This is a genomic window from Paeniglutamicibacter sp. NPDC091659 (assembly GCF_044756805.1).
Classification (GTDB): Bacteria; Actinomycetota; Actinomycetes; order Actinomycetales; family Micrococcaceae; genus Paeniglutamicibacter.
Genome location: NZ_JBIVTO010000001.1, coordinates 198,366 through 223,562 on the forward strand (window position 1 = coordinate 198,366; position 25,197 = coordinate 223,562).

The 25,197-nt window shown below is 65.0% G+C and carries 23 protein-coding genes; 16 read left to right on the forward strand and 7 right to left on the reverse strand.

All coding sequences use genetic code 11. The features are described 5' to 3' along the window. Positions 1 to 120: 120 nt before the first annotated feature. Both ACIQLF_RS00920 and ACIQLF_RS00925 read left to right on the forward strand, forming a co-directional pair. Positions 121 to 357: a hypothetical protein gene (locus tag ACIQLF_RS00920; RefSeq protein ID WP_400293708.1), complete on the forward strand. Its 237-nt coding sequence runs from the start codon at positions 121 to 123 to the stop codon at positions 355 to 357. A gap of 68 nt (positions 358 to 425) precedes the next feature. Continuing rightward, positions 426 to 1,217: a hypothetical protein gene (locus ACIQLF_RS00925; protein ID WP_400293709.1), complete on the forward strand. Its 792-nt coding sequence runs from the start codon at positions 426 to 428 to the stop codon at positions 1,215 to 1,217. A 411-nt stretch (positions 1,218 to 1,628) separates the two neighbouring features. On the opposite strand, the gene ACIQLF_RS00930 is transcribed toward ACIQLF_RS00925, so the two are convergent. Both ACIQLF_RS00930 and ACIQLF_RS00935 read right to left on the reverse strand, forming a co-directional pair. Next, entirely contained in the window at positions 1,629 to 2,381 is a 753-nt protein-coding gene (locus tag ACIQLF_RS00930; RefSeq protein WP_400293710.1) for an aspartate/glutamate racemase family protein, read from the reverse strand. A gap of 40 nt (positions 2,382 to 2,421) precedes the next feature. Further along, positions 2,422 to 3,939 (reverse strand): NCS1 family nucleobase:cation symporter-1, encoded by a 1,518-nt coding sequence (locus ACIQLF_RS00935; RefSeq protein WP_400293711.1) that lies wholly within the window; start codon positions 3,937 to 3,939, stop codon positions 2,422 to 2,424. A gap of 312 nt (positions 3,940 to 4,251) precedes the next feature. Between ACIQLF_RS00935 and ACIQLF_RS00940 the strand changes: the two genes are divergently transcribed. From ACIQLF_RS00940 to ACIQLF_RS00965, 6 genes are all read left to right on the forward strand, one after another. Next, positions 4,252 to 5,043, forward strand: coding sequence for a hydroxypyruvate isomerase family protein (locus ACIQLF_RS00940; RefSeq protein WP_400293712.1), 792 nt, complete (start codon positions 4,252 to 4,254; stop codon positions 5,041 to 5,043). Between the two features lie 44 nt (positions 5,044 to 5,087). Next, positions 5,088 to 5,999, forward strand: coding sequence for a 2-hydroxy-3-oxopropionate reductase (locus ACIQLF_RS00945; RefSeq protein ID WP_400293713.1), 912 nt, complete (start codon positions 5,088 to 5,090; stop codon positions 5,997 to 5,999). 178 nt (positions 6,000 to 6,177) lie between these two features. Beyond that, on the forward strand, positions 6,178 to 7,983 hold the full coding sequence (gcl, locus tag ACIQLF_RS00950) for a glyoxylate carboligase (protein WP_400293714.1): 1,806 nt from the start codon (positions 6,178 to 6,180) through the stop codon (positions 7,981 to 7,983). Positions 7,984 to 7,998: 15 nt separating this feature from the next. Beyond that, a complete protein-coding gene (locus tag ACIQLF_RS00955; RefSeq protein ID WP_400293715.1) occupies positions 7,999 to 9,165 on the forward strand; it encodes a glycerate kinase in 1,167 nt (388 codons plus the stop codon). 39 nt (positions 9,166 to 9,204) lie between these two features. Beyond that, positions 9,205 to 10,602: an allantoinase AllB gene (allB, locus tag ACIQLF_RS00960; RefSeq protein ID WP_400293716.1), complete on the forward strand. Its 1,398-nt coding sequence runs from the start codon at positions 9,205 to 9,207 to the stop codon at positions 10,600 to 10,602. Between the two features lie 201 nt (positions 10,603 to 10,803). Next, on the forward strand, positions 10,804 to 11,280 hold the full coding sequence (locus ACIQLF_RS00965) for a GNAT family N-acetyltransferase (protein WP_400293717.1): 477 nt from the start codon (positions 10,804 to 10,806) through the stop codon (positions 11,278 to 11,280). Positions 11,281 to 11,328: 48 nt separating this feature from the next. On the opposite strand, the gene ACIQLF_RS00970 is transcribed toward ACIQLF_RS00965, so the two are convergent. After that, positions 11,329 to 12,228, reverse strand: coding sequence for a LysR family transcriptional regulator (locus tag ACIQLF_RS00970; RefSeq protein ID WP_400293718.1), 900 nt, complete (start codon positions 12,226 to 12,228; stop codon positions 11,329 to 11,331). Between the two features lie 84 nt (positions 12,229 to 12,312). On the opposite strand from ACIQLF_RS00970, the gene ACIQLF_RS00975 reads away from it, so the two are divergent. After that, the gene (locus ACIQLF_RS00975; RefSeq protein WP_400293719.1) at positions 12,313 to 13,221 is read left to right on the forward strand and encodes an EamA family transporter; all 909 of its coding nucleotides are present in this window, start codon (positions 12,313 to 12,315) and stop codon (positions 13,219 to 13,221) included. A gap of 79 nt (positions 13,222 to 13,300) precedes the next feature. On the opposite strand, the gene ACIQLF_RS00980 is transcribed toward ACIQLF_RS00975, so the two are convergent. Then, on the reverse strand, positions 13,301 to 13,789 hold the full coding sequence (locus ACIQLF_RS00980) for a MarR family winged helix-turn-helix transcriptional regulator (protein WP_400293720.1): 489 nt from the start codon (positions 13,787 to 13,789) through the stop codon (positions 13,301 to 13,303). A gap of 1 nt (position 13,790) precedes the next feature. Beyond that, positions 13,791 to 15,452 (reverse strand): MDR family MFS transporter, encoded by a 1,662-nt coding sequence (locus ACIQLF_RS00985; protein WP_400294985.1) that lies wholly within the window; start codon positions 15,450 to 15,452, stop codon positions 13,791 to 13,793. A gap of 411 nt (positions 15,453 to 15,863) precedes the next feature. Here ACIQLF_RS00985 and ACIQLF_RS00990 point away from each other — a divergent pair, with 411 nt between their 5' ends. Continuing rightward, positions 15,864 to 16,508: a TetR/AcrR family transcriptional regulator gene (locus ACIQLF_RS00990; protein ID WP_400293721.1), complete on the forward strand. Its 645-nt coding sequence runs from the start codon at positions 15,864 to 15,866 to the stop codon at positions 16,506 to 16,508. 208 nt (positions 16,509 to 16,716) lie between these two features. Further along, the gene (locus ACIQLF_RS00995; RefSeq protein ID WP_400293722.1) at positions 16,717 to 17,322 is read left to right on the forward strand and encodes a hypothetical protein; all 606 of its coding nucleotides are present in this window, start codon (positions 16,717 to 16,719) and stop codon (positions 17,320 to 17,322) included. Positions 17,323 to 17,357: 35 nt separating this feature from the next. On the opposite strand, the gene bcp is transcribed toward ACIQLF_RS00995, so the two are convergent. After that, complete coding sequence (gene bcp / locus ACIQLF_RS01000; RefSeq protein WP_400293723.1) at positions 17,358 to 17,834, reverse strand: thioredoxin-dependent thiol peroxidase; 477 nt, start codon at positions 17,832 to 17,834, stop codon at positions 17,358 to 17,360. Between the two features lie 290 nt (positions 17,835 to 18,124). Here bcp and ACIQLF_RS01005 point away from each other — a divergent pair, with 290 nt between their 5' ends. From ACIQLF_RS01005 to ACIQLF_RS01025, 5 genes are all read left to right on the forward strand, one after another. After that, positions 18,125 to 19,858 carry an ABC transporter ATP-binding protein gene (locus tag ACIQLF_RS01005; RefSeq protein WP_400293724.1) on the forward strand — a complete coding sequence of 578 codons (1,734 nt, stop codon included), beginning with the start codon at positions 18,125 to 18,127 and terminating at the stop codon, positions 19,856 to 19,858. Between the two features lie 87 nt (positions 19,859 to 19,945). Then, entirely contained in the window at positions 19,946 to 21,925 is a 1,980-nt protein-coding gene (locus ACIQLF_RS01010; RefSeq protein WP_400294987.1) for an ABC transporter ATP-binding protein, read from the forward strand. Positions 21,926 to 22,163: 238 nt separating this feature from the next. Next, positions 22,164 to 22,820 (forward strand): pentapeptide repeat-containing protein, encoded by a 657-nt coding sequence (locus ACIQLF_RS01015; protein WP_400293725.1) that lies wholly within the window; start codon positions 22,164 to 22,166, stop codon positions 22,818 to 22,820. Positions 22,821 to 22,873: 53 nt separating this feature from the next. Continuing rightward, positions 22,874 to 23,641, forward strand: a complete 768-nt coding sequence (locus tag ACIQLF_RS01020; RefSeq protein WP_400293726.1) for a type II CAAX prenyl endopeptidase Rce1 family protein — start codon at positions 22,874 to 22,876, stop codon at positions 23,639 to 23,641. Between the two features lie 24 nt (positions 23,642 to 23,665). Continuing rightward, entirely contained in the window at positions 23,666 to 24,904 is a 1,239-nt protein-coding gene (locus ACIQLF_RS01025; protein ID WP_400293727.1) for an MFS transporter, read from the forward strand. A gap of 7 nt (positions 24,905 to 24,911) precedes the next feature. On the opposite strand, the gene ACIQLF_RS01030 is transcribed toward ACIQLF_RS01025, so the two are convergent. Next, positions 24,912 to 25,196, reverse strand: coding sequence for a transcriptional regulator (locus ACIQLF_RS01030; protein ID WP_400293728.1), 285 nt, complete (start codon positions 25,194 to 25,196; stop codon positions 24,912 to 24,914). Position 25,197: the final 1 nt, after the last annotated feature.

The window sequence follows — 25,197 nt, forward strand, 5'->3', positions numbered from 1 at the left end:
CCCGGTCCATGCCCTCAGCGGCCGTGTCGGCCCAAATGGGAGACGTTGGCCAGGTCGGCCACGCTGCGGTTGCGCCAGAGGTCGTCGTGCGTCAGGTGGGTGATTGAGCCCGGCGAGGGCGTGAACGACACGAAGCCGGTCGACTCGACCGGGATCTGCAGCCGCGACGTGATGACGAAGAAGAACCTGGGCACGGCCGCCCAAATCGTCTGCAAGGACCTCGCCGATCTTGGGCCGCTGAAGGGCGCCAAGAATCTGGAGTCGTTGAGCCTGGACGCGGGCAAGAAGCTGAAGATCAAGGGAACCGCCAAACTCAGCCAGCGGGGCATCAAGAGCCTGTATATCGACACTCCGTAACCGACGCGTCCTTCGCTTTCCTCAAGGATTTCCCGCGGGTCAACGAACTGAGGATTGGGCCGACCCAGGTGAGCACCTTCGCCAACGTCGGCAAGCTTAAGGGCCTGCAAGCTGTGGATGTGTCGACCAGCAAGGCCATGAGCTACACGGTGCTGTCCCGCCTGCCGAAGCTGGCTGCAGTCAGTACCAATGTTGTCTCCGGCAAGGTCAACATGACCTCCTTGGCGAAATTGCCAAAACTGGAAGCGGCAGGGTTCTCCGGCAACTTCAACCAGTCGCTGAAGCCTCTGCTGAAAGCCAAGTCCATGGATTCTGTTTACATCGAGCGGGGCACAAAAGCCAAGAAGCTCGCCAAGGGGCAGAAATACACGATCCCGCGCGGCTCCGGAGACGCGTACATCGACATCGCAATCGGTTGGCAGGGAGCGCACTCAGAGATCATGAGCGTCGTGTCGCCCGGAACAGGCATGGCCGACGTCGTCATGATGAAGATCTACGATCTGGGCAGGCTCACGGTTCGCGATAGCCGGAACCTGATCCTCTGCACCCCGGGCAAGGTCGTATTCGATGCACCCCGGGTTTCGCAAAATACCGCACGTGCCGGTGAAACAATTCGGGCACAACGACCAGACAGCTTCTCCGTCAACAACTGGGTCGATGGCGATTCCAAGTGTGCATTCCAATGGCAGCGGGACAAGAAGGACATCAAGGGAGCCTCACGGCTGAACTACACGACGACCACTGCCGATGCCGGCAAGACGCTGCGGCTGGAGACCACATGCCGACCGTCTGCCTGGACCAAGAAGAACGTCGGCTTCAAGGCCAACACCAAGTACTCGGGGGCTGTCAAGGTCTCATGATCGGCCCTTGGCCACGACAATCCGTTCCGGGGTATCCCGGGGCGCCCGCCGTTCTTGAAGCGAGCGGGCACGGACTATTTTCGTTCCTCTGCCACCGGTTCATCTGCCGGACCAAAGCAAATTCTCGCATTCCAAAGCCACTGTGAGGCATGTTCGGGAAACCCTCGGTGTCCGGCGCCATCACGCCGGCAACCGGCGCACTCGTCGCCACAGTCGAGGCTGGTTTCCGGGATTTGCCAGTCGGTGGCCGGATTAGAAGTCCGCGGCGATGTTTGTACTGGTCATTGTTGTATTTTGTTGGGGTTGGTGCCCTGTTGCCGGGGGTGCTTCAAAGTTCCGCCCGGGCCATTGATTAAATGAAGAACGTCCCCGGCAGAAATTCTGCCGGGGACGTTCTTCGTGGAGCCGGAATCAGCGGGATGCCACGTCAGCCGCGATGTTTTCCTTGGTGATCGGCCACCCGGTCACGACCTTGGGCCGCGGCGTGGCATAGGTGCGAACCTTCGAGGTGCTCAGGCCCAAACGGACCAGGGATTCGGCGATCGTCACCGCTGCCCGAACGCCATCCACGATGGGTACCCCGGTCGCCGCGGCGACCCGTGCCTCGAGTTCCGCCATGCCTCCGCAGCCAAGTACGATGACCTCGGCCTTGTCGTTTTCCACGGCCTGGCGGGACTGCTCCACGATCGCGGCCACCGCCCGCTCCGGATCGGATTCGAGCTCGAGCACCCCCAGCCCGCTGGCCCGAACCGAGGCGCAGCGATCGGTGAGTCCGGCCAGCTTCAGCCGGTCCTCGATCAACGGAACGGTGCGATCCAGCGTGGTCACCACCGAGTACTTGTGACCCAGGAATTGGGCCGTCGATGCGGCGGCCTCGGTGATGTCCACGACCGGAACGTCGAGCAGTTCCTGCAGGCCCTCGCGGCCGTGTTCGCCGTAACCCGCCTGGATGACTGCATCGAATGGCTCGGTGTAGTTCACCACTTTGTCCATCACTGCGATAGCAGCCAGGTAGCTTTCAAAGTTGCCTTCGCAGGAATCTGCGCCGAAGTTCGGGGTCAGTTCGATGATTTCGGTGCCTGGCGAGGCTGCCGAACGGGCCGAGTCCCCGATGGAACGGGTCATGCTGGCCGTGGTGTTGACGTTGAGGACCAGAATTCGCATTGTGAAACTCCTTGGTGGCTAGCGAAGTGGGACGAAGCGGTTAGTGGGTTGGTGCGACGGCGATTTCTTCGCCGCTGACGTCCTTGTAGTCCTGGCCGTGCTTGGCGATTGCCAAGTAGACGATCGCACCCAGTCCGGAGCCGATGAACCAGGCGAAGGAGGAGAGGTGGGTGAATGCCGGCGAGAAGGCAAGGATCAGGGCCGCGACCGCGGAGACGACCAGGGCAATGACTGCCCGGAAGTTCACGCCGCGGGTGAAGAAGTAGGTGCCCTTGGGGTCGGTGCGGTACAGGTCGGGGATGTTGACCTTGGCACGGCGCATGATCCAGTAGTCGGCCATGATGATGCCGAACAGCGGGCCGAGGATGGCGCCCAGGCCACCCAGGAAGTAGGTGATGACTGCGGGGGAGTTGTAGAGGTTCCACGGCAGGATCAGCAGGCCGATGACGCCCGAGATCATTCCGGCGCGGCGGAAGTTCAGGTGCTTCGGGAAGAGGTTCGTCAGCGCGTAAATCGGGGCGACGAAGTTTGCCATCAGGTTCACGGCAATGGTCAGGACCAGCAGTGCCGTCGAGGCGGCCAGCAGCAGGAAGGTGTTCGGGATGGATTCGACAACGTCCGAAGGGCTCTGGATGATGGTGCCGTCGATCTTGAACTGGGCGCCGGTCATCACGACCACGATCACGCCGAAGAGCAGCATGTTCAGCGGAATGCCGTAGAAGTTGCCGCGTACGATCGAGCCCTTGGACTTGGCGCCGCGGGTGAAATCGCAGAAGTTCAGTACGAAGGTGGCGTAGATGGAAACCCACAGTGCGCCGCCGCCCAGGATGCCGAGCCACATGTCCGCACCGGTCTTGGCTTCACCGGTCGACCATGCGATTGAACCGCCGGCCTGGATGAACATCCAGATCGCCAGTGCGCCCATGGTGAACAGGATGACGGGGCCGGCGAAGGCCTCGTACTTACGGATCATTTCCATGCCGTAGCTGACGATGACCAGCTGAATGGCCCACAGGGACACGAAGCAGATCCAGCCGAGCGTGGAGAGCCCGAGGATGTTGTTGTCATTGATAGCCGCGGCACCCGGTGCCACTGCGAGGACCATGACCGCCAGAACGACCGAGGCCAGGTAGGTCTGGATGCCGAACCAGGCAACTGCGACTGCGCCACGGATCAGTGCGGGGATTTGCGCCCCGCGGATGCCGAAGGCGATGCGGCTCAAGACCGGGAACGGGACACCGGTCTTCTCGCCCATGAACCCGGAGAAGTTAAGGAGCGCGAAGAGGAAGATTGCGCCAAATCCGAGTGCCAGCAGGATCTGCCAGCCGCCCAAACCGAGAGCGAAGAGCCCGATGGCAAACGCATAGTTTCCAAGGGAGTGGACGTCGTTGGCCCACAGCGTGAAGATGCTGTAGCTGGACCAGGTCCGGCCCTTCTTGGTGGTCGGTGCCAGGTCGTTGTTGTAGAGCGTTGCACTGAGGTCGTGGGGGTTGAGCTCAAGTGGATCGACGATGGCCGGAGCCTTGCGTCGCGAGGTGCTCACGTTTGGGGTAGTCATGGGATTTGCGCCTTTCGGCCGAGCGGTGTGATGGGGATTACAGCTGCTGAAAAAATGATGACACGATTCCACCCAAAAGAAAAGCATTTCCGCATTGTGGAAATATAGTGGAATGCTGACGTGGGTAAACGTGTGGGTCATGGCCGCTTTGAGACTGTATTATCTGCGTCATTATCAGCACTGCCGCGCGGCAAAGTCGCCCATTGATCGGAATTGAAACCCCTTGACAGTGACTGGCGCCACTCGCTAAAGTTCTCATAAAGCAATAATCATATTTCGCTCTGCGGAAATAATCCTGTGAAGGAGTCGAAGATGTCTTACACCGTCAACTGTTCAATCCTGCTGACCGAGCTTCCGTTGCTCGAACGCGCCGAAGCGGCCAAGGCTGCGGGGTTCGACAGCGTTGAATTCTGGTGGCCATTTGCCACGGCTGTCCCTGCAGATGCAGACGTGGACGCCTTCGTTGCCTCCATTAAGAACGCCGGCGTTCAACTTGCAGGACTGAACTTCTTCGCAGGCGACATGCCCGCGGGCGACCGCGGTCTCGTTTCCTGGATCGGACGAGACTCCGAATTCAAGGACAACGTTGCCGTTGTTGCAGCTATCGGCGAAGCCACCGGTTGCAAGGCATTCAACGCCCTGTACGGAAACCGCCAGGACGAGCACACCCCTGAGGAACAGGACGCGCTCGCGTTGGAGAACTTGCTCGTCGCAACCGCCGGCGTGGCATCGATCGGCGGCACTGTGCTCATCGAGCCAGTCTCCGGCACCCCCGCCTACCCGTTGAAGACCGCCGCCGACGCCCTGTCGGTTGTTAACAAGGTCAAGGAAACGGGCGCCGGGAACATCGCGCTGCTCGCCGATTTCTTCCACCTGTCGGTCAACGGCGACGACGTCGCCGCTGTCATCGAGAAGCACGCCCACGAATTCGGCCACGTGCAGATCGCCGACGCGCCGGGCCGCGGCGCACCAGGAACCGGAACCCTGCCGCTGGGCGAGTGGATCACCCGGTCCCGCGAACTTGGCTACACCGGAGGCATCGCCCTGGAATACAAGCAGGAACGTGAAACCGCCTTCAACTGGCTGATCCGCCAGAACGCCTAACGCCACCTCCCCGTCACGGACCCAAGAATTTTCAGGAGCTAGACATGTCGAACACCCAAAACATCGCCTTCATCGGTCTCGGAATCATGGGCCTGCCCATGGCCATCAACCTGACCAAGGCCGGATTCAACGTCACGGGCTACAACCGCAGCCCGGAAAAGGTCGCTGAACTCGTCGCCGCAGGCGGCACTGGCGCCTCCAGCGTTGCCGAGGCCGTCACCGGCGCCGACGTCATCATCACCATGGTTCCGGACTCCGCCGACGTCGAAGGCGTCGTCACCGGCGCGGACGGCGTCTTCGCCAACGCGAAGCTCGGCGCCCTGTGGATCGACAACTCCTCGATCCGCCCGGACGTGGCGGCACGCCTGTCCACCGAGGCCCGCGCCGCAGGCATCCGCCCGCTGGACGCCCCGGTCTCCGGCGGCGAGACAGGCGCCATCGACGCGGTACTCTCCATCATGGTCGGTGGCGACAGTGCCGACTTCGCGGATGCAGGAGCGGTCCTGAACGCCGTGGGCAAGACCATCGTCCACGTGGGTCCCTCGGGCTCGGGCCAGACCGTCAAGGCAGCCAACCAGCTGATCGTTGCCGCCAACATCCAGGCGCTCAGCGAGGCAGTGGTCTTCCTCGAGGCATACGGCGTGGACACCGACGCGGCACTCAAGGTGCTCGGCGGCGGCCTTGCCGGCTCCAAGGTCCTTGACCAGAAGGGCCAGAAGATCCTGGACCGCAACTTCGAGCCCGGCTTCCGCCTGGCCCTGCACCACAAGGACATGGGCATCGTGACCTCCGCCGCCCGCGAAGCCGGGGTGATCCTCCCGCTCGGTGCCATCGTGGCCCAGCTCGTGGCCTCCACCGTGGCCAGCGGCGACGGCGCCCTTGACCACTCGGCACTGTTCCGCGGTGTCGAGCGACTCTCCGGCAAGTCCGAGGTTGCGGCTCTTTCCGCTTCCTGATTTTTCGGGCCCCCTGCCTTCCTCCTGGCGGGGGCCCGGCAAGACTCGGTCGCCGGCATCCGCTCCCTGATGGGTGCCGGCGACCGTAAAACTTCCCAACGATTCACAATTTTTCCCCCGGATGACCAACCGCATCAGACAGGTCGGGACCCGGGCCACAAGCTAAGGACGAGGACCCATGACCAAGATGCGCGCAGTAGACGCCATTGCACTGATTCTGGAAAAGGAAGGCGCAACCGAAGCCTTCGGCCTTCCGGGTGCCGCCATCAACCCGCTGTACTCGGCCATGAAGGCCCACGGCGGCATCCGCCACACGCTGGCCCGCCACGTTGAGGGCGCCAGCCACATGGCAGACGGCTACTCCCGTGCCACCGGCAAGATCGGCCTGTGCCTCGGCACCTCCGGCCCGGCAGGCACCGACATGATCACCGGCCTGTACGCCGCGATCGCCGACTCCATCCCGATGCTCTGCATCACGGGCCAGGCGCCGACCGACAAGCTGCACAAGGAAGACTTCCAGGCAGTGGACATCGAGACCATCGCCAAGCCGGTCACCAAGTTCGCCGCCACCATCCTTGAGCCGGGCCAGATCCCGGGCTACTTCGCCAAGGCCTTCCAGATCATGCGCTCGGCACGTCCCGGCCCGGTCCTGCTCGACCTGCCGATCAACGTGCAGCTGGCCGAGATCGAATTCGACATCGACGCCTACGAGCCGCTGGCCGCAGACAAGCCGTCGGCATCCCGCGCCCAGATCGAGAAGGTCCTGGACATGCTGGTCGCGGCCGAGCGCCCGATCATCATCTCCGGCGGCGGCGTCATCAACGCCAACGCCTCGGCACAGCTCGTCGAGCTGGCCGAACTGCTGAACATCCCGGTCTCCCCGACCCTGATGGGCTGGGGCTCGATCCCGGACGACCACCGCCTGCAGTCGGGCATGGTCGGCATCCAGACCCACACCCGCTACGGCAACGTCTCCTTCCTGGCCTCCGACTTCGTGCTGGGCATCGGCAACCGCTGGGCCAACCGCCACACCGGCGGCCTGGACACGTACCGCAAGGGCCGCAAGTTCGTGCACATCGACATCGAGGCCACTCAGATCGGCCGCGTCTTCGCGCCGGACCTGGGCGTCACCTCCGACGCCGCGGCAGCGATCGAGCAGCTGCTCGCCGCAGCCCGCGACCGCCAGGCCGCAGGCACCCTGCCGGACTACTCGGCTTGGGCCGACGAGTGCACCGCCCGCAAGTCGACGCTGCACCGCAAGACCAACTTCGACAACATCCCGATCAAGCCGCAGCGCGTGTACCAGGAAATGAACACGGCCTTCGGCCGCGACACCACCTACGTCTCCACGATCGGCCTGAGCCAGATCGCCGGCGCGCAGATGCTGCACGTCTACGGTCCGCGCCAGTGGATCAACGCAGGCCAGGCCGGCCCGCTGGGCTGGACCGGTCCCGCCGCACTGGGCGTCGTCCGGGCCAAGCCGAACTCCACCGTCGTCGCCCTCTCCGGCGACTACGATTTCCAGTTCATGATCGAGGAACTGGCCGTCGGCGCGCAGTTCAAGCTGCCGTACATCCACGTGGTCGTCAACAACTCCTACCTGGGCCTGATCCGCCAGTCGCAGCGTCCGTTCGAGATGGATTACCACGTCTCGCTGGGCTTCGACAACATCAACTCCCCGGAAACCAACGGCTACGGAGTGGACCACATCAAGGTCGCCGAGGGCCTGGGCTGCAAGGCCGTGCGCGTGGAGGATCCGTCCAAGCTCGCCGAGGCCTTCGCCGAGGCCGGCCGCCTGGTCAAGGAATTCCAGGTGCCGGTTGTCGTCGAGGTCATCCTGGAACGGGTGACAAACATCGCCATGGGTGCTGAACTGGATGCGGTCAACGAATTCGAGGACCTGGCCGCCGCGGCCGAGGACGCGCCGAGCGCTCTGGTCCTCATGGATGCCGAGACCGGTCTTCGGGCCGACATCTCCGCCTAAAGGAAACCTCCCATCATGCTGGTAGTTATCGCCTCCGACAAGTTCAAGGGCTCCCTCACCGGGGCCCAGGTGGCCAGTGCCGTCGAGACGGGCCTGGGCCGCAAGATCCCCGGGCTGCGCACCCGCGTGGTGCCCGTGGCGGACGGCGGCGAGGGCACGCTCAGTGCGGCCCTTGACGCCGGATTCGTTGCCCGCGAACTGACGGTCGCGGGCCCCACCGGGGAGCCCGTTGCGGGTTCCATCGGGCTCCGCGAGGGAACCGCGGTCGTCGAATTGGCGACCGCCTCCGGGCTGGACCTGCTTCCGGGCGGGACCAAGGATCCGCTGGGGGCTACCAGCTACGGAACGGGTGAACTCATCGCTGCCGCGCTGGACGCCGGGGCACGGGAAATCGTGCTCGGCGTCGGCGGCAGCGCCTGCACCGACGGGGGAGCCGGAATGATCCAGGCCCTCGGGGCACGCTTGCTGGATGCGGCCGGTGCCGAGCTGCCACGCGGCGGCGGGGCGCTGACCGACCTGGCCAGCGTGGACCTGGGCGGGCTTGACCCGCGCATCGCCGAAAGCGCCGTGGTGCTCGCGGCAGATGTGGACAACCCGCTCACCGGCCCCAATGGGGCGGCGGCGGTGTTCGGGCCGCAGAAGGGTGCAAGCCGGCAGGACGTCGAGCTCCTGGACGCCGGTCTTGCCAACTTCGCCCGCGTGCTTGGCCTGGCGCTGGACCCCGTCACAGTGGCGGCCCAGGCCGTTGCCCCGGGCGCCGGCGCCGCAGGGGGCGTGGGCTTCGCGGCCCTGGCCGTGCTGGGCGCGACCCGCAGGCGCGGCATCGACGTGGTCCTGGAACTCACGGGGCTGGAACGAGCGCTCGAGGGCGCCGACGCGGTGATCACCGGCGAGGGCAGCCTGGACAGCCAGTCGCTCGAGGGCAAGACGCCGATCGGGGTGGCCGAACTTGCGGCCCGCCACGGGGTCCCCGTCTTTGCCATCTGCGGGCGCACGCTGCTGGGCGCGGATGAACTGAGAGCCGCGGGATTCGTGCACGTTGTCTCCCTGCAGGAACTCGAACCGGATGTGCGTCGTTCAATGGACAACGCCGAGGCCCTGGTGACCCAGGCGGCCGAGCGCATCGCACCGATGCTGCTGAGCACGACAGATCCTTCCGACCTGAACACAGTCGTCAGCTAGCACCCCCACCACACCTCAACAACGTAAGGAATGAATCCCATGAGCAACACAGAGCTCGCCGCGGACACGACGCCAAGCGATGATTCAGCGCATGGCGCCGGTGCCGATTTCGACCTGGTGATCCGTGGCGAGCACATCGTCACCACCGCAGGCACCGTCGCCCGAGAGGTCGGCATCCGCGCCGGCAAGATCGTCGCCATCGAGCCCCTGGGCAACAACCTGCGTGGCACGACGACCATCGACCTGACCGACGAGGAGGTGCTGATCCCGGGCCTCGTAGACACGCACGTGCACGTCAACGAGCCGGGCCGCACCGAATGGGAAGGCTTCGAGTCCGCCACCAAGGCCGCCGCAGCCGGCGGCGTGACCACCATCGTGGACATGCCCCTGAACTCCATCCCGCCGACCGTCAACGTCGAGGCGCTGGAACTCAAGCAGGCCGCCGCACGGCCCAAGGCCTTCGTCGACGTGGGATTCTGGGGCGGTGCCATTCCGGGCAACAAAACCGACCTGCGCAAGCTGCACGACGCCGGCGTCTTCGGCTTCAAGTGCTTCCTGCTGCACTCGGGCGTCGAGGAATTCCCGTACCTCGAGCCGGACGAGATGGAAGACGACATGGGCGAGATCGCCTCGTTCGACTCCATGATGCTGGTCCACGCCGAGGACTCCCGCGCCATCGACCGCGCGCCGAACGCCGAGGGCGACCACTACGACCGCTTCCTGGCCTCCCGCCCGCGCGGCGCCGAGAACGTGGCCGTCGCCGAGGTCATCGAGCGCGCCCGCTGGACCGGGGCCCGCGCCCACATCCTGCACCTGTCCTCCTCCGACGCGCTGGCCATGATCCAGTCGGCCAAGCGCGACGGCGTGAAGCTGACCGTCGAGACCTGCCCGCACTACCTCACGCTGCTGGCCGAGGAAATCCCGGACGGCGCCACCGCGTTCAAGTGCTGCCCGCCGATCCGCGAGGCCTCCAACCGCGAGCTGCTGTGGAAGGGCCTGGAGGACGGGGTCATCGACTGCATCGTCTCCGACCACTCGCCGTCCACGCTGGATCTGAAGGACATCGAAAACGGCGACTTCGGCGTTGCCTGGGGCGGCGTCGCATCGCTGCAGCTGGGCCTGGCCCTGATCTGGACCGAGGCGCAGCGCCGCGGCATCAAGCTGGAAACCGTGCTCAAGTGGATGTCCACCCGTCCGGCGGAAATCGCCGGCCTGCACCACAAGGGCGCCATCGCGCTGGGCAACGACGCCGACTTCGCGTTCTTCGCCCCGGGCGACAGCTTTGTGGTCGACGTGAACAAGCTGCACCACAAGAACCCGATTTCCCCTTACCAGGGCAAGGTTCTCGCGGGCAAGGTCCGCCGCACGTTCGTCCGCGGCACCGAGGTCGATTTCAAGACCCCCAAGGGCCAGCTGATCCGCCGCGGCGAGATCTAGGCCGCAGCAACACCGGAAGTTTCCCGGGCCGTTCCCTCACAGTTCAGTGACCAAGAGGGAACGGCCCGGGTTTTTTTCATGCCACCGACCGCTCCGCGCGGCCACGAGAGGGGGTGCGGAACGCGGGTCGAGCACCTACGCTGGGTGTTAACCGTTGAGCGCGCCGGGCAATGCCAGACGCATGGCGAGAGGCCCGCATCCATGAGCTCCTATCTGGTCCGTCCGGCAGTGCGCAGCGATGTCCCGGCGCTGGCGGTGATGGTTGAAGCCATGGACCTGGACCTGGAACAGAGCAAGGCGAACATCGCCGCCCTGTTGAAGGACCCGTTCCACGGGATCTTTGTTGCCGAACTCGGTGGCGAGCTGGTGGGCAACGCCGCCGTCCAAGACCGCGGTCCCACCATCCGGGCCCGCCGGAGGGCCGCCCGGCTCCACGACCTGTTTGTGGTCGAGGATCAGCGCCGTTCGGGCATCGGTCGGGCCCTGTTTGAGCGGGCTCGGCTGTGGGCGGCCGAGCGGCCGGACGTGTACTGGATGGAATGGCAGTCCTCCGTGGGCGCCGTCGAGTTCTATGCGCGGCTGGGCTTCACCGCCAACGAGCACAACGACACGGCCGCGCACCCGTTTTACGAGGTGGCCACCGTGAGCGTGGCCGAATCCACCAGGCCCACCGAGTGACGACATCCCAAGGGTTGGCCCCGCTGCCCGCGGGGTCAGCAGTGCCGGTCAGCCGGGGCGCAGCCGCTCGAGCACCAGGGCCAGGGCGGGCCAGGCGCTGCGGCCGCGGCGGGTCCGGGCGTAGGCGCGCAGCCTCAGGTCGGGATGGTGCAGCGGCAGGATCGTGATTCCTTCCCGGCGTGGGCGGTCCTCGGGCAGCAGGCCAACGCCCAACCCGGCGAGAATGAGGTCCTCGACCAGGTCCAGGCTGTCTGACTGGTGGCGCAGGGCGGGTTCGAAACCCGCCATCGAGGAGATGGTGCGCAGCACCGTCTCGTCGGCAATGTTGCGGGAATTCCCGATCCAGTCGTGGTCGCGGAAAGCGGCGAACACCGTTGCCGCGTCGGGTGTGCCGGCGGACGGCGCGAACAGTTCCGCTGCGGCGCTCGGTACGCCCAGGCCCCACGGCGTGCTCCAAAGCGGCAGGGTTTCGACTTCCGTGCCGACCTCGTCCGGGGCGAGGTTGTAGTCGTAGGTCAGGGCCAGGTCGATGTCGTCCATCGCAAGCTGCTTCAGTGCCTCGGTCGGCTCGTGCTCGAACACCACGATCCCCACCCGGGGATGGAATTCAGCCAGGTCTTCGATGACGGGCATCAGGGTCTTGCGGATTGCCGTGGCAAATCCGGCCACCCGCAGCGTGCCGGACGGTTCGGCCCCGGGATCCAGGTCAAGCTTGGCGGCGTCGACTGCGGCGAGGATGGTCTGCGCGTGTTCGGCCAGCCGGCGCCCCGCGGGAGTGAGCCGCACCCCGCGCCCGTCGGGTTCCAGCAGCCGGGCACCGGTTTCCCGGGCGAGCTGCGCGATCTGCTGGGACACGGACGATGTCGTTGTCCCCAACAGGTCGGCGACCCCGCGCATCGACCCCACGCGGGAAAGCTCGTAAAGGTACTGCAGTCGCCGGGTTTCCATATCCACCATTGTGCAGGATCCCTGAACGATATGTTGATGATTCTCGCGTGGACGCTGACAACCTGCCTCGGCTCTACTGGAGTCATGACTTCAACCCCCGCATCAACACGCAACGTCGCCGGCCTCGGCTCCATGATGGCCTTTGCCTCGATGGGTTGCGTGCAGCTGGGCCTGGCCGCGTCGATCGGGTTGGTCGGAGCCGTGGGATCCGAGGGCGTCGCCTGGTTGCGGCTGGCCTGGGCCGCTGTCATCCTGGTGGCCATCGCACGGCCGTGGAGGCTGAAGCTCGACCGCGCCGTGCTGGGGATCTGTGCGCTGCTGGGCCTGGCCACCGCAGGCATGACGCTGGGGTTCATGAAAGCTGTGGAAACGATCCCGCTGGGCACCGCCAGCGCCCTGGAATTCATGGGCCCGCTGGGCGTTGCCATCATCCAGGGCCGGGGTGCAGGGCGTTGGTGGGCGTTGGTTGCAGCGGCCGGCGTGCTCGGCTTGACCGAGCCCTGGCACGGAGCGGCGGACCTGACCGGCGTGCTTTTCGCCCTGGGCGGCGCGGTCTGCTGGGCGCTCTACGTCCTGCTCACGCAGCGCGCCGGTGATGCGGTCGACGGCATCGGCGCCCTGGCCGTTTCGATGCCGGTCGCGGCGTTGGCCGCAACGATCGTCACGGGTCCGGCGGCGATCGCGCGCCTGGATCTGCAACTGCTGGCGCTTGGGTTTGTGCTGGCCCTGCTGCTGCCGGTGATCCCGTTCAGCCTCGAGATGCTGGCATTGCGCCGGATGACAACGGCCGCGTTCGGCACGCTGATGTGCCTGGAACCGGCCATCGCCATGATCGTCGGGCTCTTGATCCTGCACCAGGTGCCGCGCCCCGCGGCGATCGCGGGGATAGCGCTGGTCATCGTTGCGGGCATCGGGGCCACGCGCAGCGGACGGCGCGACCCCGCGGAGGATGCCGCGCCGTCCGTTGCCGCGGCTGCGCACTCCATCATCTAGCCGGCCGCTGCCCGAAACGCCAGTGGTCCCTGCCCCGGAACGTATTGTTCCGGGGCAGGGACCACTGGGAATCCGGTTGCTAGATGGTGGATTCGTTCAGCTTGGCCAACAGTTCGCTGAAGCGGCGGACCTCGCCGGGCTCCCAGTCCGCGAGCCTGTCGTGGAGCACCCGGCGGGTGTTGGCCAGGTTCGCGTCGAAGCGAGCCCGGGCCTCGACGGTCATCGAGACCAACTGGGCCCGCCCGTCGCTGGGATCCGTGCTCCGCTCGACCAGGCCAAGCTGGTCGAGCTGTTTGATCGTCCGGCTCATCATGGCCTTGTCCACCTCCAGCGACTCGGCCAGGCATCCCTGCTGCCGGGGCCCCGAATTGGCGAGGGTCGTGAGCACCTTGAACCCCATCGGGGGCAGCTCCGGGTGGATGGCCGCGGCCCGGGCCCGGATGCTGTTGCGAGCGTTGATGAACATCGTCGCGAACTGCTTTTCGACCTCGCCCACCAGCCCGGCCATGACGGTGGCATCGGCCATGGCGGGTTCGGCGGCGGCAAAGGGATCGACGGCGGCGGCCATGTCAGCGGCGCGCCGAGGCGTTCTCGTCAGTAGTGCGCGGGGTCGCAGCCATGGCGGCCTCGCTCACCTCGGCCAGGTTCTGCTCGGCGGACTCGAGCTCCGAGCGGTTCGACCCCACGGCGGCCTCGGCCTCCGCGCGCTGGTGGCGGGTCTGCGTGCCCAGCTCCAGGTTCGGCATGAAGACCACTGCCAGGATGGTCAGGATGCTCAGCGGCGCCGCAACCATGAAGACGTAGGCCACGGCGTCGCCGTAGGAGGACTCGATGATGGAGCGGACCGAGTCGGGCAGGGAGTGGACGGCCGGGATGTTTCCGGAGGCCAGCGAGGCAGTCACGGCCTTGCCCTTTTCGCCGAGCGCGGCGATGGCGGCGCCCAGTTCGGCGCTCTTGGCGCCCATCAGGTCGGCGACCTTGGTGGCCATCAGGGCGCCGAGGACCGAGACGCCGATGGTTCCGCCGAGCGAGCGGAAGAACGCGATGCCGGAGGATGCCACGCCGATCTCTGCAGGGGTGACTGCATTCTGGACGATCAGCACCAGGTTCTGCATGACCATGCCCAGGCCGGCGCCGAGGGCGAACATGTAGACGGAGACCAGCACGAAGTTGGTGTCGTAGTGGATGGTGCCCAGCAGGTAGAGTCCGACGAGCTGCAGCACCGAGCCGGAGACCATGATGGCCTTCCACTTGCCGAAGCGGGAGATCATTGAGCCGGCGACGGTGGAGACCACCAGCAGGCCCGCCATCATCGGGATGGTCATCAGGCCGGACTGGGTGGCGTTGGCGCCGCGGGCAAGCTGCATGTACTGGGCCAGGAAGACCGAGGTGCCGAACATCGATACGCCCACGGAAATCGAGGCGACCACCGAGAGGGAGAAGGTGTTGTTCTTGAACATCGTCAACGGGATGATCGGCTCGGAGGCCTTGAGCTCCACGACCACGAAGGCTGCCAGGGCGACAACGGCGCCACCGACCATCCACGCGGTGGTCGCAGAGGCCCATTCGAAGTTCTTGCCGGCCATGGAAACCCAGATCAGCAGCAGCGAGACGCCGGCCGAGAGCAGCACGATGCCCGCGTAGTCGATGGAGACCTTGCGCTTGGCCTGGGCGGGGAGGTGGAGGGTCTTTTGGATCAGGATGATCGCGACGGCCGCGAACGGCAGGGCGATGAAGAAGTTCCAGCGCCAGTTGACCGCGTCGGTGATGAACCCGCCGATGAGCGGTCCGCCCACGGTGCCCAACGCCATGACGGCGCCGAAGAGGCCCATGTACTTGCCGCGCTCGCGCGGGGAGATGATGTCGGCCATGACGATCTGGGTGAGGGCGGTCAGGCCGCCGGCACCCAGGCCCTGGAAGACGCGCATGGTGATGAGCATCGAGGTGTCCTGCGAGAAACCGGCGATGGCCGAGGCGACCACGAAGATCAGCAGTGAGAGCTGCAACAGCAGCTTGCGGTTGGACAGGTCGGCCAGCTTGCCCCAGATCGGGGTGGAGATGGTGGTGGCCAGCAAGGTCGCGGTGACCACCCAGGTGTAGGAGGTCTGGTCGCCCTTGAGGTCGGAGACGATGACGGGAAGCGAGGTGGAGACGACGGTTCCGGCGAGGATCGATACGAACATGCCCATGAGTAGGCCGGTCAGTGATTGCATTACCTGGCGGTGGGTCATGCCCGATTCGGATTTCTCCGGTTCCGCCTTCGTGGTGTGTGCCTGGGACAAAAGGGGCTCCAAAACAAGAAAGAATATGGTTGACTGATATCAACCATATAGAATTAGTTGTAAAAAAACAACTAGTTGCGCAGGGTGGCCGAGGGGCGCGGCGGCTCGACCCCCTACGGCGAGCCGCCGTCGTGCCTACGGGCTTCCGGCAGCAACAACGGGTAAAGGGCATGCGCGGATGTCAATCTGTCGGGTTCTGCGCTGCCCCGGTACTGGACGACTCAATCTCGGTTCAGTGAGGGCGCCGATTCCATGCGCAGCGGTTCTGTGGGGCAGGCGTCGGCGCATCCGTCACCCCGAACGCGGAGTGCGCCTCATACGTGGCATTGCGGGGTGATTCCCCTGTGACAAAATACTTCAATGGCTACACGAGGCACATATGCGAAGGGCCGGGCAAAACAAGGGGAAATCCTTGACGCCGCATTGGCGCTCACGGCACGCAAGGGCTTCAAGGAAACCTCCATCCAGGAAATCGCCGACGAAGTTGGTCTGAGCCAGCCCGGAGTTCTGTATCACTTCCCGAATCGCGACAGCCTGTTCATCGAGGTGCTGCGCCGACACGACCGAGATGCCCTCGCAACCAGCCGGTGGGCGGGTCTCGGTACTGCCGCCGGACGGGAACACCGTGACGTTGCGGGATTCGGCCAGGAACTTGCGGCCTTGATGCGCGCAAACGCCGCCACGCCGGGGCTGGTGGAGATCTACAGCTACATGGCCCTTGCCGCTGGCGACGCGACGCACGAAGCCCACGGTTTCTTCGCGGAGCGACGCGAAATGGTCCGACGCGAATACGCAGACGCATTGCGAAGGATGCAGGAGATCGGGTTGCTTCCAGCGGAAGTCGATGCCGAGGCGATTGCTCTGGCGCTGCACGCGCTCGCCGACGGCCTGCAGCTGCTCTGGCTCAGTGAACCGGAGCTGGACATGGGTGCCGCGATCATCGGCTTCCTGCAGGCATTGGGCCCAACGCCGGGGTTGTCCGTCGACGGTCCGGACGGGGGATAGCTGCGCCGGTTTGCCGGTATCTGGACCCCTCGGTAGGTGGTCCAAATTAACTCCTCGCGGCCCGGTACATTCGTTCCCGGCTCTGCTAGTCTCGCAGCATGAAGCCCCGTCTGTTTGCGGCACCGTTCATCCGTCGTGACCATTGGGATTCCGTCTCGGCACCGCCGGGTGGGCCGTCTCAGGCGCGATGCCGAACGGCAACCAGTCAATGAGCACTCTCCCGGGGTGGGAAATCACCAACCGAGCCAGCGAACAAGCGAGCGCGGCAGGCTTGGGGCTTTGGCGCTACACCATGCGGCTGAGCAGGAAAGCGGACAGCAACTCGCTCAAAAGCGAAATCGTGGGAGTGGTCGTCGGGCTCATCGTGGGCACCGCGAGTGTCTTGTTCCTTTGGCGCTGGAGGCCGGCCTCCCCGGTCGTGTGGGTGATTGCCCTGGCGATGTCTGCACTCGGGCTCGCGATCTTGGTGCATCATGTCCTTGAATCGGTGCGCAAGTACCGTGCCGGGATTCGCGGAGTGCTCTTGGCCCACGTCCATGACGGGGGACTGGTGCTTGAACGCACCCAAGGTCCCGCACGCGTGGTTGCCATGAATGAAGGTTCACTTCAATTTGTCGCTTGGGATGCGGGCCCCGATGAACGCCGCCGCGAACAGCTGTGGATCACGGGCCTCGATGGCACAGCGGGCGCCATCGAGGCCTGGAGTGATCCGGAGTGCAAGGAACTTGCGCTCTTGGCGGCACATTTCGGGTTGGCCCCGGAGCCCAGGGAGATCGACGCGGTCGATCCTGCCCGCCAACCTCGGATGCTGTGAGGCATTCCTGCGGGGGTCGTGCCGGCGGTAAGGGGTTAGACGCCCAGCTCTTCCCGCAGCCGGGCCACGTGTCCATTGGCGCTGACGTTGTATTCCGCCAACACGACGTCACCTTCCGGGCCCACAACAACCGTGCTGCGCAGTGTCCCGCTGGACTTCTGTCCATTGGACTCCTTCTCGCCGAAGGAACCGTAGGCGGTGGCCACGGCAAAGTCCGGGTCGGACAGCAACGGGAAGTTCAGTGATTCGGCCTCGACAAAGGACCCGAGGGCCTCGCCGTGATCGGGGGAGATGCCCAGGACTTCGTAGCCTGCCGAGCGCAACGAATTGAGGTTGTCGCGGAAATCGCAGGCCTCGGTGGTGCACCCGGGGGTGGCTGCTTTCGGGTAGAAATACACGACGACATTCTTGCCGGCGTAGTCGGACAGCGAAATCTTGCTGCCTCGCGCATCGGCCAAGGAAAATTCGGGCGCGCGCTCGCCGACTGTCAAAGGTGTTGAAAGGTTCGACACAAAGAACTCCAATCATTTTCACATCGTGATATTGAATTTTCATACTAAGGGATTTGGGGCCAGTTCAACAGGGGATCGACGCCGGTAAATTGAATGCCCACGTCATTGGCCTGACACTACTCCAAATGAAGTAGGCGGCAACGAAAAAATCACTCCCAGGGAGGGTCAACGCGTGGTCGATCGAGTGTAGAGTGGCCAATGCTTCGGCCGAAAACCATCGTCGAGCCGCTTTTCAAAGCCCGGAATCACCGGACCTCTGTGAAGCTAACACCCTGAGGACACCCAACCAGATGCTCTTAAAACTCATACTCAGATATTCAAAGCCCTATACCGGGTGGATCGTGGCCGTCCTGTTCTTCCAGCTGGCAACAACGATCGCCACTTTGTACCTGCCAAGCCTCAACGCGCGCATCATTGACACCGGCGTGGTCAAGGGCGACACCGACTTCATCTGGCGCACCGGCGGCGTCATGCTCGCGGTCGCCTTCGTGCAGGTCTTCACGGCCATTGCCGCAGTCTATTTCGGCGCGAAAACGGCCATGGCCATCGGCCGGGACCTTCGCCACTCCGTGTTTGAATCCGTCACCTCGTTCTCCGCGCAGGACGTCAACAAGTTCGGCGCCGCAACCCTGATCACCCGAGGCACCAACGACGTGCAGCAGGTGCAGATGCTCGTGCTCATGGGGCTGAACTTCATGGTTTCGGCACCGATCATGTGCATCGGTGGCATCATCATGGCCGTGCGCGAAGATGTTGGCCTCTCCTGGTTGGTGTGGGTCTCGGTGCCCGTACTCATCGCCGTGGTCGGCACGCTCGTGTACTTCCTGATGCCGCTCTTCCGCCAGATGCAGGACCGCATCGACGGCATCAACGGTGTGCTGCGTGAGCAGATCACCGGCATCCGCGTGGTGCGCGCCTTCGTGCGCGAACCCCACGAAACCGAACGTTTCGAGGACGCCAACGCCAAGCTCACCCGCATCGGAGTGAAGGTCGGCAACCTCTTTGTGCTGATGTTCCCGCTGATCGGCATGATCCTGCACATCGCCACGGCCTCCGTCCTCTGGTTCGGCGGCCACCGCGTGGAAAACAACGGCATGGAAATCGGCGCTCTCACCGCCTTCCTGCAATACCTCCTCCAGATCCTCATGGCAGTCATGATGGGCACCTTCATGGCCATGATGATCCCGCGCGCCATCGTGTGCGCAGAGCGCATCAACGAGGTCGTCACCCTGGAACCGAGCCTGACGGACCAGACCGACCACGTCACGGACATGTCCGCCCCGGGAACCGTTGAATTCCGCAACGTGACCTTCGGCTACCCGGGTGCCGAGGCCCCGGTGCTCAACAACGTGTCCTTCACCGCCAAGCGCGGCGAAACCACGGCAATCATCGGATCGACGGGTTCCGGCAAGTCCACCCTGCTGAACCTGATTCCGCGGCTCTACGACGCTGGCGAAGGCCAGGTGCTGGTCGGCGGTGCACCCGTCACCGAACTGACCCGCGCCCAGCTGTCCAACAGCGTCGCCACCGTCCCGCAGCGCCCGTACCTGTTCTCCGGAACCGTCGCGAGCAACCTGCGTTTCGGTGCAGATGCGGCCACCGACGAGGAACTCTGGGAAGCGCTCGACGTGGCCCAGGCCCACGAGTTTGTCTCCGCGCGCGAGGACGGCCTGGAAGGCCGGATTTCGCAGGGCGGCACCAACGTTTCCGGCGGCCAGCGCCAGCGTTTGTGCATTGCCCGTGCGCTTGCGGCAAAGCCGGAGATCTACCTCTTTGACGATTCGTTCTCGGCTCTTGACGTGACGACCGACGCGCGGCTGCGTGCCGCGCTGGAAGAGCCAACCAAGGACGCGGCGGTCATCATCGTTGCCCAGCGCGTCTCCACGATCATCGGGGCCAACCAGATCCTGGTGCTGGACCACGGCGAAATCGTCGCCCGCGGAACCCACGAGGAACTGCTTGAGTCCTCGGAAACCTACCAAGAAATCGTGACATCGCAGCTGGCAGCGGAGGAGGTGGCCTAAATGGCAAAACGTACCAAGGAAAACGCCGCACCGGCGGTTGAAACAACCGACGAGATCGACGAGTTCGACACCGCCGGATCCTCCGACATGTTCGGCGACTCGGTGCCCGTCCGCAAGGCCAAGAACTTCTGGCCGTCGGCCAAGCGCCTGATCGGCCTGCTGGCCCCGCAAAAGGCCGGCATGAGCCTGGTGCTCCTGCTCGTCGCCGCGGGCGTCGTGCTCTCGGTCATTGCCCCGAAGATCCTGGGCAAGGCCATGGACGTCATCTTCGCCGGCGCCTTCAGCAAGAAGATGGATCCCAACGTCCCCGTCGACCAGGTAGTCGAGGGCCTGCGCCAATCGGGCCAGAACGACCTCGCGGACATGATGTCCAAGATGAACCTGGTCCCCGGGCTTGGCATCGACTTCCCCCTGCTCAGCCGCTACATCCTCATTGTGCTGGCCATGTACTTCGTCTCCTCGTTGTTCATGTGGGCGCAGGGCTGGCTGCTGAACCGCCTGGTCATGAAGGTCGTCTACAAGCTGCGCAAGGACGTCGAGGACAAGCTCAACAAGTTGCCGTTGAACTACTTCGACACCCGCCAGCGCGGGGACCTGCTCTCCCGCGTGACAAACGACGTGGACAACATCCAGAACGCGCTGCAGCAGGCAGTCAGCCAGCTGGTGCAGTCGCTGCTCACGGTCGTGGGCATCGTCATCATGATGTTCATCGTCTCCTGGCAGATGGCGCTGATCGCGTTGATCGCACTGCCGCTCTCCGCGGTTGCCGCGGGCGTCATCGGCTCCCGCGCGCAGGGACTGTTCACCGCGCAGTGGAAGAACACCGGCGCCCTGAACGGGCAGATCGAGGAATCCTTCTCCGGCCACGACCTCATGAAGGTCTTCGGCCGCGAGAAGGACATGCTCGACCGCTTCCACGAGAAGAACGACGAACTCTACAAGGCATCCTTCGGGGCCCAGTTCGTTTCCGGCATGATCTTCCCGGTCATGAACTTCGTTTCCTACCTGGCCTACGTCGGCATCGCCGTCGTCGGCGGGCTGCGCGTGGCCTCGGGCCAGATGAGCCTCGGCGATGCCACCGCATTCATCCAGTACTCCCGCGAGTTCACCCAGCCGCTGGGCCAGATGGCCGGCATGGCCAACATGCTGCAGTCCGGCGTGGCCTCCGCGGAGCGCACCTTCGAGCTGCTGGATGCCGAGGAACAGGACCCGGACACCGTCACCGACAAGCTGCCGGCCCGCACCGACGGCCACGTCGAGTTCGAGAACGTCAGCTTCTCCTACTCGCCGGACAAGCCGCTGATCGAGGACCTGTCCTTCGAGGCGCACCCGGGCCACACCGTGGCCATCGTGGGGCCCACAGGCGCGGGCAAGACCACGCTGGTGAACCTGGTCATGCGCTTCTACGAGCTCAACTCCGGGCGGATCACCCTGGACGGCGTGGACGTGACCGCGATTTCGCGCGCGGACCTGCGTTCCAAGGTCGGCATGGTGTTGCAGGACGCCTGGCTCTTCGGCGGAACCATCATGGAGAACATCCGCTACGGTCGCCTTGACGCGACCGATGCCGAGGTCATGGCAGCGGCCAAGGCGACCTTCGTGGACAGGTTCGTCCGTGCGCTGCCCGACGGCTACGAGACGGTCATCGACGAAGAAGGCACCAACGTGTCGGCCGGCGAGAAGCAGTTGATCACCATCGCCCGCGCATTCGTTGCCAACCCGTCGCTGCTGATCCTGGACGAGGCGACCTCGAGCGTCGACACCCGCACCGAGCTGCTGGTGCAGCACGCCATGGCGGCGCTGCGCAGCGACCGGACCAGCTTCGTGATCGCGCACCGCCTCTCCACCATCCGCGATGCCGACACCATTCTGGTGATGGAGGACGGCAAGATCGTCGAGCAGGGCAACCACAGCGAACTGCTCGCGGTCCGCGGCGCCTACTACCGCCTGTACCAGTCGCAATTCGCCGGCCCGGTGGAGGACGACGCCGTGCATGCCACCGGTGGCGCACCCCTGGAGGGCGTGCTGGCACCGGAGGACGAGCCGAGCCCGGGAGCGACCAGCTAGCGGACATCCGGACAGCGCGGCCGTGGACACCAAGCCGTAGCCACCAAGGGGGCGGAACCTGTGCAGGGGCGGAAGGAATGAAACTCATTCCCGAAACCCGGGTGCCGGTTCCGCCCCCTTTGCGTTGCCATCCGGGATGAGAGGCGCCGACCCCCGATTCGTCAAGCCGCCGACGGGTGAGAAATGCAACGCGCCCCGTGTCGGCGCAGGCACTCCGGGGCGGCATAAACTAATGCCCATGTCTGCACCCGTGAAAGCACCCCGTCTGCCTGCCTTTAAGGAACCAACCACACAGGGATCGGGCGACCTGACCGGGCTGGATATCGACGGGCGTGCCGAGGGGCTGCTCTTCGACTCGGACGACGCCGACGGGGTCGACCTCGAGGACACCGTCTTCACGGAATGCATCTTCCGTTCCGTCGCGCTGCAGGGCGCACCGATGGCCCGGGTGACCTTCGGGGACTGCCGCATCGAGGAGATCAACGCACCGGTGCTCGAGGCCCCCGAATCGGGTTGGTGGAACACCGCCGTCGTCGGCGGGCGCATCGGTTCGGCCGAACTCTACGGCGCGACCTTCCGCTCGGTGCTTTTCGAGCGCGCCAAGCTCGGCTACCTGAACCTGCGCCGCGCCAAGATCAAGGACGTGATGTTCCGCGACGTGCACATCGAGGAACTCGATGCCGGCACCGCAAGCCTGGAGCGCGTTTCCTTCATCGACTGCACGATCGACACCCTGGTGCTCAACGGGGCCAAGCTCAAGGACGTGGACCTGCGCGGGGCCCGGCTGCGCACGCTTTCGGGCATTTCCTCGCTGAAGGGCGCGACCGTCACCTACGAGCAGCTCATGGACCTGGCCCCGATCCTGGCCGGCGAGCTGGGCCTCAAGATCGAATAGCGCCGCGGCGGCGCCGGCGCCCACGTACAGCTTGGCTCGATAGGCTAGGGGCTATGCATCAACCGCACCCCCAGCACCACTACGTGCCGCCTGCGCCGCGGACGCGCCAACCCGTCTTCGATTCGGGCAAGATGCGCCGCGGGGATTGGGCGGTCCTTGGCATGTACCTGGTGCTGTTCATCTTCGGAGGTGCGGGCCTGCTGACCGTGATCCCGGGGTTCACCGAGGCGTTCAAGGACCAGGAAGCCGCGACCTTCGGGGTGAACCTGATTGCCTACGTCGTGCTCTTCACGGCGGCGATCATCATGGGGGCCGACACGCTGCGAAAGTCGTTTGCGACGTTCAAGTACTACCCGTGGGTCAAGGTCCCGATGGTCCCGGGTGCCTGGTTTGCCACGCTGATTATCGGGGCGATCGTGATGGTGCTGCTGGGCAACCCGGTGAAGAGCGAAAACCAGCTGGCCATCGAGGGCATGACCCGTTCGGTGCCGTTCCTGACGATGTTCGTTGTCACGGCGCTGCTGGGGCCGTTCGTGGAGGAATACATTTTCCGGCACCTGCTCATTGGGAAGCTGAGCCGCAAGATCAACGTGTGGGTGTGCGTTGCCATTTCCGTGGTGCTGTTCACCGGGCTGCATTTCATCGGCGCAGGGTCCTTCGACATCACCTCTGCCATTCCCTACACGACGCTGGGCATCATGATGTCCGTCGCCTACGTCCTCACCGGCAAGTCCCTGGCCTATTCGTACGTCCTGCACGTTTTCAACAATTCGGTGGCGCTGGTCATTTCCTATACGTTGCTGCCGCTCTTCCAGCAGTAACCCGTCGAGGAGCAAGAACACATCGTGGGAATCCAGGGGGACGGCGATTCGCCGTGGCAGGGGCACATGCACGGCACCAGGGGCTACAAGCGCATGATCCTCGCGCTTTTTGCCGCCGGCGTTGCCACGTTTTCTCAGTTGTACTCGGTCCAGGGCGTGCTCCCCGAACTCGCGCGCGACCTTGGCATCAGCCAGTCGCAGGCCGCGCTGGCCGTTTCCTCGGCGACGCTGGGGCTGGCCTGTTCGGTGTTGGTGTGGTCGTTGCTGGCCGACCGCATGGGCCGGCTGCGCACCATGACCATTGCGGTGGTTTGCGCGGTGGTCCTGGGGTTGGCGGTGCCCTTTTCGCCGGGCTTCGAATGGCTGTTGACCCTGCGCTTTGTCGAGGGCCTGGCGTTGGGCGGGATTCCGGCGGTGGCCCTGGCGTACCTGGCCGAGGAGGTGTCGAACCTGCATGCGGCGGTTGCGGCGGGGACCTACATTTCCGGCACGAGCCTCGGGGGACTGGCGGGGCGCCTGGTCGCCGGCCCGCTGAGCGAGTTCTGGAACTGGCGGGCGGGAACCCTGGTGGTGAGCGTCATGGCCGCGATCGCCGCGGCGGTCTTCATCGCCGTCGCACCCAAACCGCGGGGGTTCACCCCGGTGCCCTGGTCCAGCCCGCACACGATCCCGCTGTGGAAAAAGCTGTGGATGAACCTCCGCAGCGGTTCGCTGCTGGTGCTCTACGCCCAGGGCTTCCTGCTCATGGGCGGGTTCGTGGCGGTGTTTAACTACCTGGGCTTCCGGCTGGAGGCCCCGCCGTTCCTGATCCCCGCCTCGCTGGCCTCCTTGGTGTTCATCGCCTACCTGTCCGGCGCCTGGTCCTCGCGCCGATCCGGGATGCTGGTGGCGCGCTTCGCGCGGCTGCCGGTGCTGCTTGGGTCGATCGGCGTGATGCTGGCCGGGCTGCTGGTCACCCTCGTTGATTGGCTGCCGACGGTGGTGTTCGGCATGCTGCTGTTCACCGCGGGGTTCTTTGCCGCCCACGCCGTGGCCAGCGGATGGATCCCCCTGGTGGCCGTCGGCGGCAGGGCCCAGGCCGCGAGCCTGTACAACCTGGCCTACTACGGTGGGTCCTCGCTCTTCGGCTGGGCCATCGGGCTGGCCTTCGACGCCGGAGGATGGCCCGCGCTGAGCCTTGCCGTCTCGTCGCTGCTGCTGGTGGCTGCTGCGTTGGCGCTGCTGGGATTGCGGAATCGCGAACCCGCGGCGGCGGGCGCGTAATGCGCTCCTAGAGCAGCTCCATGAGTTGCCTCTTGTAGGCATCGAATGCGGCGACACCCGCTGGCGTGATGCCCACGTAAGTGGCGGGGGAGCGCCCTTCGATTACCTTTTGCTGGGAGATGTAGCCCGCGTCCTCGAGCTTGCGCAGGTGCGTGGAGAGGTTCCCGGCCGTCATGGCCAGGATCTCGCGCAGTTTGGGGAACGACATGGTTTCGTTCAGCCCCAGGGTGTTCAGCGCTGACATGACGCGCAGCCGGGCGTCTGCGTGGATAACCGGATCGAGTTCGGCCATG

What these genes read in the sequence shown, in the direction of transcription:
- ACIQLF_RS00930 (WP_400293710.1), bottom strand. Translation starts at nt 2,381, where the DNA reads ATGCGAATTCTGGTCCTCAACGTCAACACCACGGCCAGCATGACCCGT.
- ACIQLF_RS00935 (WP_400293711.1), bottom strand. Translation starts at nt 3,939, where the DNA reads ATGACTACCCCAAACGTGAGCACCTCGCGACGCAAGGCTCCGGCCATC.
- ACIQLF_RS00940 (WP_400293712.1), top strand. Translation starts at nt 4,252, where the DNA reads ATGTCTTACACCGTCAACTGTTCAATCCTGCTGACCGAGCTTCCGTTG.
- ACIQLF_RS00945 (WP_400293713.1), top strand. Translation starts at nt 5,088, where the DNA reads ATGTCGAACACCCAAAACATCGCCTTCATCGGTCTCGGAATCATGGGC.
- gcl (WP_400293714.1), top strand. Translation starts at nt 6,178, where the DNA reads ATGACCAAGATGCGCGCAGTAGACGCCATTGCACTGATTCTGGAAAAG.
- ACIQLF_RS00955 (WP_400293715.1), top strand. Translation starts at nt 7,999, where the DNA reads ATGCTGGTAGTTATCGCCTCCGACAAGTTCAAGGGCTCCCTCACCGGG.
- allB (WP_400293716.1), top strand. Translation starts at nt 9,205, where the DNA reads ATGAGCAACACAGAGCTCGCCGCGGACACGACGCCAAGCGATGATTCA.
- ACIQLF_RS00965 (WP_400293717.1), top strand. Translation starts at nt 10,804, where the DNA reads ATGAGCTCCTATCTGGTCCGTCCGGCAGTGCGCAGCGATGTCCCGGCG.
- ACIQLF_RS00970 (WP_400293718.1), bottom strand. Translation starts at nt 12,228, where the DNA reads ATGGAAACCCGGCGACTGCAGTACCTTTACGAGCTTTCCCGCGTGGGG.
- ACIQLF_RS00975 (WP_400293719.1), top strand. Translation starts at nt 12,313, where the DNA reads ATGACTTCAACCCCCGCATCAACACGCAACGTCGCCGGCCTCGGCTCC.
- ACIQLF_RS00980 (WP_400293720.1), bottom strand. Translation starts at nt 13,789, where the DNA reads ATGGCCGCCGCCGTCGATCCCTTTGCCGCCGCCGAACCCGCCATGGCC.
- ACIQLF_RS00985 (WP_400294985.1), bottom strand. Translation starts at nt 15,452, where the DNA reads ATGACCCACCGCCAGGTAATGCAATCACTGACCGGCCTACTCATGGGC.
- ACIQLF_RS00990 (WP_400293721.1), top strand. Translation starts at nt 15,864, where the DNA reads ATGGCTACACGAGGCACATATGCGAAGGGCCGGGCAAAACAAGGGGAA.
- ACIQLF_RS00995 (WP_400293722.1), top strand. Translation starts at nt 16,717, where the DNA reads ATGAGCACTCTCCCGGGGTGGGAAATCACCAACCGAGCCAGCGAACAA.
- ACIQLF_RS01005 (WP_400293724.1), top strand. Translation starts at nt 18,125, where the DNA reads ATGCTCTTAAAACTCATACTCAGATATTCAAAGCCCTATACCGGGTGG.
- ACIQLF_RS01010 (WP_400294987.1), top strand. Translation starts at nt 19,946, where the DNA reads ATGTTCGGCGACTCGGTGCCCGTCCGCAAGGCCAAGAACTTCTGGCCG.
- ACIQLF_RS01015 (WP_400293725.1), top strand. Translation starts at nt 22,164, where the DNA reads ATGTCTGCACCCGTGAAAGCACCCCGTCTGCCTGCCTTTAAGGAACCA.
- ACIQLF_RS01020 (WP_400293726.1), top strand. Translation starts at nt 22,874, where the DNA reads ATGCATCAACCGCACCCCCAGCACCACTACGTGCCGCCTGCGCCGCGG.
- ACIQLF_RS01030 (WP_400293728.1), bottom strand. Translation starts at nt 25,196, where the DNA reads ATGGCCGAACTCGATCCGGTTATCCACGCAGACGCCCGGCTGCGCGTC.